This window comes from Azospirillum formosense (genome assembly GCF_013340925.1).
Taxonomy (GTDB): domain Bacteria; phylum Pseudomonadota; class Alphaproteobacteria; order Azospirillales; family Azospirillaceae; genus Azospirillum; species Azospirillum formosense.
Map to the genome: position 1 here is coordinate 1 of NZ_WHOR01000204.1, position 10605 is coordinate 10605.

Sequence of the window (10605 nt, forward strand, 5' to 3'; positions counted from 1 at the left end):
AACCGCCCCCGCCGCCCAAGCCACTGCCGAAACCGAAGCCGCCCGTCAAAGCGACGCCGAAACCGCAGGCCGCAACCGCTTCCAGCCCATCACCGACGCCATCCGCCGAATCTGGAACCGGAACCGGCCGCAACGCCGCGGCGGTCGAGCCGGTCTCGGCCAGCCCGGGCGCGATGGTGGATTACGGAGCGCAGGTCTGGGCCTGGATCGGGCGGCACAAGCCGGAGAAAGTGGTCGGCGGCGGGCAGGCCACCGTCAAGCTGACCCTCGGCACGGCCGGCGAGGTGCTCGACGCCTCCATCCTGACGTCGAGCGGCGACGCGGCGCTGGACCGGGCGGCCCTGGCCGCTGTGCGCAAGGCGTCCCCCTTCCCCACCCCGCCGCCCGGCCTGACGGCGCAGGACCGTGTCTTCTCCGTGCCCTTCCTGTTCCGCCCACGGTGACTCCGGCGCGCCGGAAGCGGCGCTCAACCCTGCCTACCCCACTTCCCGTTTGCGCTTTGCGGCTCCACGTAGGATAAAGCGCCCCAATTCCCGAGATTTCCGACGGCGAGCACCCCCATGGGCTTCAATTGCGGCATCGTCGGCCTGCCGAACGTCGGCAAGTCGACCCTGTTCAACGCGCTGACCGCCACCCAGGCGGCCGAGGCGGCGAACTTCCCCTTCTGCACCAAGGAGCCGAACGTCGGCCGTGTCGGCGTGCCCGACCCGCGACTGGACAAGCTGGCGGCCATCGCCAAGTCGCAGAAGATCATCCCGACCCAGCTCGAATTCGTCGACATCGCCGGCCTGATCCGCGGCGCCTCGAAGGGTGAAGGGCTGGGCAACCAGTTCCTCGCCAACATCCGCGAGGTGGACGCCATCGTCCACGTCCTGCGCTGCTTCGAGGACGACGACGTCACCCATGTGGAAGGCAACGTCGATCCCCTGCGCGACGCCGAGGTGGTCGAGACCGAGCTGATGCTCGCCGACATGGAGAGCTTGGAGCGCCAGCTCACCAGCCTCCAGAAGAAGGCCAAGGGCGGCGACAAGGACTCCAAGATCAAGGCCGATCTGATGGAGCGCGCGCTGAAGGTCCTCCAGGACGGCAAGCCGGCCCGCGTCGTCGAGGTCAGCGACGAGGAGTGGCCGGTCTTCAAGCAGTTCATGCTGCTGACCGCCAAGCCGGTCCTCTACGTCTGCAACGTCGAGGAGGCGTCCGCCGCCACCGGCAACAGCCTGACCGCCAAGGTCGCCGAGAAGGCCAAGGCCGAGAACGCCGGCATGGTCGTCATCTCCGCCGCCATCGAGGCGGAGGTCGCCCAGCTCTCCGATGCCGCCGAGAAGCAGGAGTTCCTGGAATCCCTCGGGCTGGAGGAGACCGGCCTCAACAAGCTGATCCGCGCCGGCTTCCAGCTTCTCGACCTCATCACCTTCTTCACCGTCGGCCCGAAGGAGGCCCGCGCCTGGACCGTGCGCCGCGGCGCCAAGGCCCCGGAAGCGGCGGGCGTCATCCACACCGATTTCGAGCGCGGCTTCATCCGGGCCGAGACCATCGACTTCGACAGCTACGTCACGCTGGGTGGCGAGCAGGGCGCCAAGGACAACGGTAAGATGCGCCAGGAAGGCAAGGAATACGTCGTCAACGACGGCGACATCTTCCATTTCCGCTTCAACGTTTGATTGGGCAGCCGCGCAACCCTTCTCCTCATCGGGGGAGAAGGGTTAACGCCTCCCAATCTTATCACCGTCGAGAAATCCGTTAACTCTTTCGTAAAACTGGAAAAACCGCTTAAATACCCCTGAGATATGGTTAACAAGCCTCGCTTCGGCTGTTAAGTCCCCTTGGATGGGTGACAACCGAGGGCTGGACCGGAGGGGATATGGCGGTGAACCAGAACGCGACCATCGCGCCGGGTGCCGGCACCTTCTCCGACCGCGTGCGCGACGCGATCCGGCACGGCGAGCTGCGCCTCGCCTTCCAGCCGCAGGCAGACACCCACAGCGGGCGGCTGACCGGGTTCGAGGCGCTGTCGCGCTGGCGGCTCGATGACGGCACGGTGATCCCCCCCGACGTCTTCATCCCCATGGCGGAAACCAGCGACGCCATCCACATCCTGGGCGAATGGACGGTGCGCCGCGCCTGCGAAACCGCCGCGGGCTGGATGCAGGACGGCATCGCCGACGTGCCGGTGGCGGTGAACCTGTCGGCGCGGCAGCTGGAAGACCCCGGCTTCGCCCGCACCGTTCTGGGCATCCTCGCCGAAACCGGCCTGCCCGCCGCCAACCTGAAGCTGGAGCTGACCGAAACCGCCCTGTTCGAGCACAGCGAGTCCTCGCGCGAGGTGCTGACGCAATTGCGCGGCGCCGGGGTGCGGCTGGTGCTGGACGATTTCGGGACGGGCTATTCCTCGCTGTCCCTGCTGCGCCGCGTGCCGGTCGAGGCGCTGAAGATCGACAAGCACTTCACCCAGGCGATGGTGCAGGACCGCGACGCCGCCGCCATCGTGCGCGCCATCATCGACCTCGCCCACGCGCTGGGGATGCAGGCGATCGCCGAGGGGGTGGAGACCAACGACGAGCTTCTCTACCTGCGCGCCTACCGCTGCGACCGCATCCAGGGCTATCTGCTGGCCAAGCCCCTGGACACGGCGCAGGTCCCCGACTTCATCCGGCGGCTCGCCGCGACGCCGACAGGCGGATGACCCGCTCCGTCTCGTCCCATTCGGTCAGTTCCGCGGCCTCGTCGATGGTGGCCCAGCGCGCCTCCAGGGCGTCGTCGGCGCACACCGCCTCGCCCTCGGGGCTCTCCGCCGCCACCTCGACGATGGTGTAGTGGTATTGGACGGCCCCGGCGTCGTCGAGCGTCATGGCGTCCACCACCGTGACCACCTCCGTCGGCACGACGTGCAGGCCGGTTTCCTCCAGCACCTCGCGCACCGCCGTTTCGAACACCGTCTCGCCCACCGACTGGGCGCCGCCGGGCAGGCTCCACTGCCCCATGCGCGGCGGGCGGCCCCGGCGGATCAGCAGCACCCGGTCGCCGCGCCACACCACGGCACCCACCCCCACCCAGGGACGGTCGGGGTATTCGCGGCCGGAACGGTCTGCGGGGGGTGTGGTGGATTCAGGCGTGACGGACATGGCGGCTCCTCGTTGCGCTTGACCCGACGCTAACCCAGGGGGACAGTCGGATACCAGTGGCCAAGAGGCCGAACGAACCGCCGCCCCGGACGCCGCCATGAAGCTCAACGAGATCCGCACCTTCGTCGCCGTGGCCGAAGCCCAGTCGGTGCAGGAGGCCGCGCACCGGCTGGGGCTGACCCAGTCCGCCGTCTCGCGCCTCATCCAGCGGCTGGAGGCGGAGCTTGGCGTGTCCCTGTTCGACCGCCAGACCAAGCCGCTGGCCCTGACCCGCGACGGCGAGATGGCGCTGGCCCACGCGCACCGGGTGCTGAAGGCCGCGGACGAGCTGTCGGACGCCTTCGCCGGGGCTGCCCAGCCGCAGGGGCTGCTGCGGCTGGGGGTGGCCCATGTGCTGACCGCCATCGCCGCGCACCATCCGCTGGACCGGCTGCGCGCCGCCTTCCCCGGCCTGACCGTCCGCCTGCATTCGGACTGGAGCACGCCGCTGGTCGAGCAGGTCCGCAACGGCACGCTGGACGGCGCGCTGGTGCTGACCCACGACGCCCAGACTCCGCCGGACGACCTGGACGCCGTCTGCATCTCGCGCGAGCCCGTGCGGGTCGTCGCGTCGGCCGAGCTGGCCGGGCAGCGGGACTGGACGCTGCCGGCGATGAACGCCGTGGGCTGGGTGCTTCAGCCCGACGGCTGCCAGTACCGGACCGCCATGGGCCGCGCGATGGCGCAGCACGGCCCGGCGCTGAACGTCACGGTGGAGGGGTTCGACCAGTCGCTCCTGCTGTCGCTGGTCGCCCGCGGCGTCGGATTCGGGTTGGCCCCGCTGCGGCTGATCGCCCCGACCCTGCACGCCGCGCAGGTGCGGCCGCTGGAGACCCCGGACTTCGCGCTGACCGTCGCGGTGTGGCTGCTCCGCGGCCGCTTCACCGGGCGCATCGGCCCCGTCTTCGACGTGCTGGAGGACAGTCTGCTGGACCTGCTGCCCCTGGCGGAAGAGGCGCCTCTGCCGCTGCCCTGCCATTCCGCGGCCGAATAACCTTCTTTCCCATTGTGAATTTGAAGCACGCCCTGCGCACGCTTATCGTGTGACCCTGATGAGACGCGGGCCAGCGTTGCCGCACCGGCCACAGCCCGTGTCGAGGGAGGATAACTTGGACACCAGCAACCGGGTGGGCGGGGCGCCGTCGCCCCGCTCCTGGCGGACGCCGGGATTCGTCATCGCCTGCGGCTGCCTGATCGCCATGCTGGCGTTCGGCCCGCGGTCAAGCATGGGCCTGTTCACCGCACCGTTGTCGGAGGCGCACGGCTGGGGCCGCGACGTCTTCGCCCTGTCGATCGCCATCCAGAATCTGGTTTGGGGCATCGGCACCCCCTTCGCCGGGGCGCTGTGCGACCGCTACGGCCCGGCGCTGGTGCTGGGGATCAGCGGGATACTCTACGCGCTGGGTCTGGCGCTGATGCCCTACGCCGACACGCCGCTGATGCTGCATCTCAGCTCCGGCCTGCTGATCGGGCTGGGTCTGGCCGGGGCGTCCTTCGGCATCGTCATCGCCGGCTTCAGCCGCATCGTCCCGCCGGAGAAGCGGAGCTGGTCGATGGGCGTCGCCACCGCCGCCGGCTCGATGGGCCAGTTCCTGTTCGCCCCCACCGGCCAGGCCTTCATCGCCGCCTATGGCTGGCAGACCGCGCTGATCCTGTTCGGCGCCTCGATGATGATGATCCCGGTGCTCGCCTCCTCCTTCGCCGGGGCGGGCGGGTCGAAGAGCGCGCAGGCCGTCACCGGGGCCGACATCGGCTTCGCCGCGACGATCCGGCAGGCCTTCAAGCACCGCAGCTACGTCCTGCTGGTCACCGGCTTCTTCGTCTGCGGCTTCCAGCTCGCCTTCATCACCACGCACCTGCCGCCCTACCTGACCGCCGCCGGGATCAGCCCCGGCCTCGCCTCCTGGGCGATGGCGCTGATCGGGCTGTTCAACGTGGTCGGTTCCTACATGTCGGGCGTGCTGGGCGGCAAGATGAGCAAGCGCCTGCTGCTCTGCGCCAACTACACGCTGCGCGGCCTGTGCACGGCGCTCTTCATCCTGCTGCCGGTCACCCCGGTTTCGGTGATCCTCTACGCCGCGGCGATGGGCCTGCTCTGGCTGTCCACGGTGCCGCCGACCTCCGGCCTCGTCGTTCTGATGTTCGGCACGCGCTATCTCGGCATGCTCTACGGCTTCGCCTTCCTCAGCCATCAGATCGGCGGCTTCCTCGGCGTGTGGCTGGGCGGCGTGCTGTACGAGCGCGTCGGCTCCTACGACGTGGTTTGGTGGGCCAGCGTGGTCCTGGCCCTGGCCGCCGCGGTGGTCAACTGGCCGATCGCCGAGAAGCCCGCCCCCGCCCTGGCGGCGGAAGCGAAGGCCTGAAGGCGATGACGGACCCGGCGCCCGCCTCTTCTCCCGGCTTCGGCCACGGCTTCGCGCTGGCGCTCGGCGCGCTGGCCCTGGCCGTCTGGGCGGTGGTGACGGGGGTGGCGTTGAACCAGGCGGCGCTCAACGAGGAGGACGGCGGCACGGTGCTGGCCGTCTTCCCACCGGGCACCCCCACCGCCGAGGCCTTCACCGCGGTGGTCCGCGCCGGCGGCCAACCGGTGCGCCAGACCTGGATCCCCTTCGCCTGGGTCGCCCGCAGCGACGGCGGCGGCTTCGTCGGGCGCCTGAAGGAGGAAGGGGCGGTCACCGCCTACGGCGAGCTGTCGGTCGGCCCGGCGCTGGGCGGCTGCGCGGTGGTCTCGCTGGACGACAAGAGGCCGGTCGGCTTCCAGTTCAAGTGACGTCAAAAAACCCGTCATCAAGCGGTAACGGGACCGCAGTTCAGCTATTGACAACCCCTGCCAGGAAGAGCACGCTATCTCTCAGAGCAACACTGGTTGAGGTGAAGACGCGGTGGACACCGCATCAAGTTGGCCCAAACGCCAACTTCTCATCACAGCAAATGTTCCCGCAGTCAGGAGGGTGTGATTGTCATGAGTCCACCTGCGCTTACTTGAGGAAGCCGACCTGTTCGGCCACACATTTCTGAACATTGCCGTTGAGACGGCTCAACCATTGCGGATGTCCTGGCACAACCGCTGAAACCCCCGCCCCCCGCGCGGGGGTTTCGCTTTTTCGGGTTCCCGGCGCATCTCGTCTCCTGTGCGATCCAGGGTCGCGCCATAAAACGGGCGAAAATATACGCTGAATGGACAAAAGTAAAACAAGCGGCCAGATTGGGTCTTGATTGAATAGGTGGGACCTGCCTTCGCCTGCACTCGCCCTCTGATTGCCGTTGCCCCAATTGAATGAAAGGCTTTTTGATTTGGCGCGAACCCTGGGTGGCGCAAGACTTTCAGGGGTGTCTGACCGATGCAGTTCAGTTTGGACAAGAAGTCTGGGTAGCAGAGGAGCCGAGACTTCGATTGGACCGAAATGTCTGTACAGCCAAACCCCAGCGTGACGGTTTCCGTACAGCCGATCAACCGACCGAACTTCCCGCTTCGGCTTCGTTTGTGGGAATGTCGTTGAGACGAGCCATCATATCGTCACCTGAACTCGCCACGCCAGTCGTAAAGCGCCGCCGTTGTGGCATACTCACGCAGATACGAGATCTTGCCGTCAGTCAGCTTCGCTATGGTTGCGCCATCGAAGCTCTTTTCTTCGCCGCGCCATTTGTAGTGGAAAGTCCATTCCGCCGTTTCATCATTGGGTGAGGACCGCAAATTGCGGACCGTCCAGTCAATTACCTGACCGTCTTCGGCCAACCACGTCGAGACCCATCGTGTTACCCAATCGTGCCCACGGTAGATCGGTCCGAAGCTCTCGATGACAACACAGTCGGGACTAAGCGTTGCAAGTATTGCGGCTACGTCGTGTGCCCGCCAGCCGGCAATATACTGTTCTAGCAGCGTCATCGTTGCGATGCCCTTCCAGTGTGTCTATCACCAATAACGTATCCTGCATTGCCATCCCTTGCGAGACGGAAACGCGGAAGGCTTCCCAACGGCTCCGATAGCGCCTTAGCATATATTTGCGCCCATTATATGGTGTCACCCCAACCCAAAGAAAAACCCCTCCCCCGCGGGTGCGGGAGAGGGGTGAAGGCGTCGTGTCGCTTCAAACGGGTCCGCAGACCCGGGAGTCACTGCACCGGCCGATCAGTACATGTGCTGACCGCCGTTGATCGACAGGGTCGAGCCGGTGATGAAGCCGGCGTCGTCGCCGACCAGGAACAGCACGCCGCGGGCGATCTCCTCGGCCTTGCCGAGACGGCCGACCGGGATGCGGGCGACGATCTTCTCCAGCACGTTGGGCGGCACCGCGCGCACCATGTCGGTGTCGATGTAGCCCGGCGCGATGGCGTTGACCGTGACGCCCTTGGCCGCACCCTCCTGGGCGAGCGCCTTGGTGAAGCCGTGGATTCCCGACTTGGCGGCGGCGTAGTTCACCTGACCGTACTGGCCGGCCTGGCCGTTCACCGAACCGATGTTGACGATGCGGCCGAAGCCGCGCTCGCGCATGCCGTCGATGACGTTGCGGCACAGGTTGAAGCAGGAGGTCAGGTTCGTCGCGATGACGTCGTTCCACTGCTGCGGGGTCATGCGGTGGATCACGCCGTCGCGGGTGATGCCCGCGTTGTTCACCACCACGTCCACCGGCCCGAGTTCGGTGGCGATCTTCGCGATGCCATCCTTCACGGCGTCGAAGTCCGACACGTCGAACTTGTAGACCGCGATGCCCGTGCGGGCCGAGAATTCCTTCGCCTTCTCATCGTTGCCGGCGTAGTTGGCGGCGACGACATAGCCGGCGTTCTTCAACGCGACGGAGATGGCTTCGCCGATACCGCGCGTTCCACCCGTGACGACTGCAACTCGAGCCATTGGCTCCTCCCCCAAAGCTTGGTGTTGGATTCTTTATCGGTTTCTGTAGGCGCACATACGAAGCGGGCCGCACCCCGGAGGGAACGGCCCGCTTTTCATCAGCCCCGCTCGACGGTGAGGGCGATGCCCATGCCGCCGCCGATGCACAAGGTGGCGAGGCCCTTCTTGGCGTCGCGCTTCTGCATCTCATAGAGCAGGGTGGTCAGGACGCGGGCGCCGGACGCGCCGACCGGGTGGCCGAGCGCGATGGCGCCGCCGTTGACGTTGACCTTGGAGATGTCCCAGCCAAGGTCCTTGTTCACGGCCAGGGCCTGCGCGGCGAAGGCCTCGTTCGCCTCGATCAGGTCCAGGTCCTCGTGCTTCCAGCCGGCCTTCTCCAGCGCGAGGCGGGAAGCCGGGATCGGACCGGTGCCCATGATCGCCGGATCGACGCCGGCGGTCGCCCAGGAGACGATGCGGGCCAGCGGGGTCAGGCCGCGCTTGGCCGCGTTCTCGGCGGTCATCAGGACGAGCGCGGCGGCGCCGTCGTTGATGCCCGACGCGTTGCCGGCGGTCACCGTGCCCTCCTTGGAGAAGGCCGGGCGCAACTTGGCCAGCGATTCCGCGGTGGTGCCGTGCTTCGGATACTCGTCGTCGGCGACGATGATGTCGCCCTTGCGGCCCTTGATGGTGACCGGGATGATCTCGTCCTTGAAGCGGCCGGACTTCTGGGCGGCCTCGGCCTTCTGCTGCGAGGCGGCGGCGAAGGCGTCCTGCTCGTCGCGGGTCAGCTGCCACTTCTGGGCGACGTTCTCGGCCGTCGTGCCCATGTGGTAGCCCTTGAAGGCGTCCATCAGGCCGTCCTTCAGCATGGTGTCGAGCATCTCGGCGGCGCCCATCTTCACGCCGTTGCGCAAATGCATGACGTGCGGGGCCTGGCTCATGCTCTCCTGGCCGCCGACGACCATGACCTCGGCGTCGCCGTTGCGGATCGCCTGATAGCCGAGCGCCACCGAGCGCAGGCCCGAGCCGCAGAGCTGGTTGATGCCGAAGGCGGTGGCGGAGGCCGGGATGCCGGCGTTGACGGCGGCTTGGCGGGCCGGGTTCTGGCCCTGGCCGGCGGTCAGGATCTGGCCCAGGATGACCTCGGTCACCTCCGCGGCGTCGGTCTTGGCGCGGCTCAGCGCCTCGCGGATGGCGATCTCACCCAGGTAATGGGCCGGCACGGTGCTGAGCGCCCCGTTGAAGCTTCCGATGGGAGTACGCGCTGCGCTGGCGATCACAACCTCGGTCATGTTGACGCTCCTCAGATTTTGTCAGTTTTATTATCGTGTCAGTGGGCCGCACGGAGTGAGAAAAACCTTATGCGCGGATTTCCCGCAATGCAAGACACCTGACTGGCTGCGGTTATCCTGCCGCACTAAGCCATTCGGCCAGGGGGCGCCACACGCCTGTTTCGGCACCGGCGCTGACCACCATGCCAATATGGCCGAGCGGCGGCCTGATCATTTGCGCGCGGTCGATTGATCTTGCCAAGGCCACCGCTGAGGACGGAGGAACGATGCGGTCGCGCTCCGGGATCAGCGCCAGGACGGGCATGCGCAACCGCGCCGGCTCCACCGGCTGGCCGGCGACCAGCCACTCGCCGCGTGCCGTGTCGTTGCGCCCATACCAGCCGGCCAGCGTGTCGCGGGCCACCCCGGCGACCAGCGGCACCCCGTCGTTCAGCCAGTCCTCCAGCGACACGAAGGCCAGCGCGGCGCGGCTGTCCGGCTCCATGCGGGCGAACTGAGAAAATTTCTTGAGCGCCAGCAGCGGGTCGAGCTGCGCGAACAGCGCCTGCAGCATGTCCACCGGCAACTCCCCCCAGGCGTCGAGCAGCGGGCCGAAGGGCTGGAACACCGCGGCGGCGCGGCGGGCCATGCCGGCATCCTCCGCATGGAAGTCCCAGGGGGTGGCGAGCAGGCCGAGCGCCGCGACCTCCCTGGGGCGGCGCTGCGCCAGCGCGGTGGCGAGCAGCCCGCCCATGCAATAGCCGACCACGGGAACCGGGCGGCCCACCGCCTCCACCACCGCGGCCAGCGCGCGCTCCAGCCGGCCGGCAATGTAGTCGGTCAGGCTGTAGCGCCGCTCCAGCGGTCCGGGCGTGCCCCAGTCGATCAGGAAGGGACGCAGCCCCTGCGCGGCCAGCCAGCGCATCAGGCTTTTGCGCGCCGACAGGTCGAGGATGTAATGGCGGTTGACCAGCGACGGCACGAACAGCACCGGCATGCCGGTCGCCGGGCCGAGGGCGCCGTAGTCGAGCAGGCGGGACGCCCCTTCGGTCCACGGCACGGGCGGGTCGGGAAGGTCGCGGCGGTAGGGGTGGTGGCGGTAGCGCTCGATCCCCGTCAAGGCGAGGTCGAGCTGGCGGCGGACCGCCCGGTCAACCGTCCGGGCGAACGCGTCCGCGTCGGTTGCGGCGATCCGCCGGCGCAGGTCCTCCGCCCGCTCCCGCAGATGCGGCTTCCATGGCAGCGAGCCGTTCCTCAAGTGCGGCAATGCGGCGGAGGAGCTGAGCAGTGTCGCCGCCACCGTCGCCAGATGCAGCGCCAGGGGCCGCGGTCCCAGCCG

The 10605-nt window shown here is 67.8% G+C and carries 11 protein-coding genes; 6 read left to right on the forward strand and 5 right to left on the reverse strand.

Translation table 11 applies throughout. The features are described 5' to 3' along the window. From GBZ26_RS29970 to GBZ26_RS21495, 3 genes are all read left to right on the forward strand, one after another. A partial coding sequence (locus GBZ26_RS29970; RefSeq protein WP_211104884.1) for an energy transducer TonB family protein occupies positions 1 to 443 on the forward strand: 443 nt, incomplete at its 5' end. 117 nt (positions 444 to 560) lie between these two features. After that, complete coding sequence (gene ychF / locus GBZ26_RS21490; protein WP_174440596.1) at positions 561 to 1661, forward strand: redox-regulated ATPase YchF; 1101 nt, start codon at positions 561 to 563, stop codon at positions 1659 to 1661. A gap of 200 nt (positions 1662 to 1861) precedes the next feature. After that, entirely contained in the window at positions 1862 to 2683 is an 822-nt protein-coding gene (locus tag GBZ26_RS21495) for a putative bifunctional diguanylate cyclase/phosphodiesterase (protein WP_174440597.1), read from the forward strand. Here the strand turns inward: GBZ26_RS21495 and GBZ26_RS21500 are convergent. Continuing rightward, positions 2646 to 3122 carry an NUDIX hydrolase gene (locus tag GBZ26_RS21500; protein WP_174440598.1) on the reverse strand — a complete coding sequence of 159 codons (477 nt, stop codon included), beginning with the start codon at positions 3120 to 3122 and terminating at the stop codon, positions 2646 to 2648. The two genes, GBZ26_RS21495 and GBZ26_RS21500, sit on opposite strands and share 38 nt — an antisense overlap. A 97-nt stretch (positions 3123 to 3219) precedes the next feature. Between GBZ26_RS21500 and GBZ26_RS21505 the strand changes: the two genes are divergently transcribed. The 3 genes from GBZ26_RS21505 (at position 3220) to GBZ26_RS21515 (ending at position 5931) form a co-directional block, all read left to right on the forward strand. Beyond that, the gene (locus tag GBZ26_RS21505) at positions 3220 to 4155 is read left to right on the forward strand and encodes a LysR family transcriptional regulator (RefSeq protein ID WP_174440599.1); all 936 of its coding nucleotides are present in this window, start codon (positions 3220 to 3222) and stop codon (positions 4153 to 4155) included. Positions 4156 to 4270: 115 nt separating this feature from the next. After that, positions 4271 to 5524 (forward strand): MFS transporter, encoded by a 1254-nt coding sequence (locus GBZ26_RS21510; RefSeq protein WP_174440600.1) that lies wholly within the window; start codon positions 4271 to 4273, stop codon positions 5522 to 5524. 5 nt (positions 5525 to 5529) lie between these two features. Beyond that, a complete protein-coding gene (locus GBZ26_RS21515; RefSeq protein ID WP_174440601.1) occupies positions 5530 to 5931 on the forward strand; it encodes a hypothetical protein in 402 nt (133 codons plus the stop codon). Between the two features lie 747 nt (positions 5932 to 6678). Here the strand turns inward: GBZ26_RS21515 and GBZ26_RS21520 are convergent. From GBZ26_RS21520 to GBZ26_RS21535, 4 genes are all read right to left on the reverse strand, one after another. Then, positions 6679 to 7047 carry a nuclear transport factor 2 family protein gene (locus tag GBZ26_RS21520; protein WP_174440602.1) on the reverse strand — a complete coding sequence of 123 codons (369 nt, stop codon included), beginning with the start codon at positions 7045 to 7047 and terminating at the stop codon, positions 6679 to 6681. Positions 7048 to 7290: 243 nt separating this feature from the next. Beyond that, positions 7291 to 8013 carry an acetoacetyl-CoA reductase gene (gene phbB, locus GBZ26_RS21525; protein ID WP_174440603.1) on the reverse strand — a complete coding sequence of 241 codons (723 nt, stop codon included), beginning with the start codon at positions 8011 to 8013 and terminating at the stop codon, positions 7291 to 7293. A gap of 98 nt (positions 8014 to 8111) precedes the next feature. Continuing rightward, positions 8112 to 9287, reverse strand: coding sequence for an acetyl-CoA C-acetyltransferase (locus GBZ26_RS21530; RefSeq protein WP_174440604.1), 1176 nt, complete (start codon positions 9285 to 9287; stop codon positions 8112 to 8114). Positions 9288 to 9399: 112 nt separating this feature from the next. Continuing rightward, positions 9400 to 10605: alpha/beta fold hydrolase (locus GBZ26_RS21535; RefSeq protein WP_247884862.1), on the reverse strand; the 1206-nt coding region annotated here is incomplete at its 5' end.